The organism is Vibrio sp. 704 (assembly GCF_033339295.1).
Genome location: NZ_JAWOUH010000723.1, coordinates 1 through 590, shown reverse-complemented (window position 1 = coordinate 590; position 590 = coordinate 1). Strand labels below are relative to the sequence as shown.

Sequence of the window (590 nt, the reverse complement as noted above, 5' to 3'; positions counted from 1 at the left end):
CGTTTCGTCAAATTTAAAAACTAAAAAAATCAGCCAGCGCTGTTTTCTAGTTTTTACGTAACTTTTCAAATGCCTCTCTAGGTTCTTCACCTTAAGCATCATCTTTTAAGTCAAATATTGACGATTCGTCACTTTAGAGTGATAAAAAAGCCAATCATCGTTTGGATTGGCTTCTGTAACCGATTTAACGGTTCACTGTTTCTAAGTAAGCAATCTCTTCGCTAAAGAGTTCCTGTTCTACTCGACGCCAGGTTTTCCTATAGTCCCACTCTGTAGAAAGTGGCGCCCAACCTAAGCCGTCTAATAACATATTCGCATTGTGCAACACAGAAAATGGGTCTTGGATTCGTTGTATACAGCGACTATTCGATGCGTTTTGCGCAAGCGCGTTAGAACCAAATGCGATAGACCAGTTAGCAAACACAATAGCATCCGCACCTATAGCAGGAGAAAACTTTAGATCTCCGCACTCTACTGCATTATTGACCAACGCATCTGCACCGGAAATCACTTCTTCCTCTAGCCGATTCAGCTCATTCAAACGTTCAGGTGATGCTTTTTCCAACACCCAAGGCGTTTTAGCTACAATC

Annotated in this window: 1 pseudogene; it reads right to left on the bottom strand. The window is 41.7% G+C overall.

Annotation, left to right across the window (positions count from 1 at the left end):
• Positions 1–184: 184 nt before the first annotated feature.
• Positions 185–590: pseudogene (locus tag R7R24_RS28750) on the bottom strand (TetR/AcrR family transcriptional regulator); the annotation flags it as partial.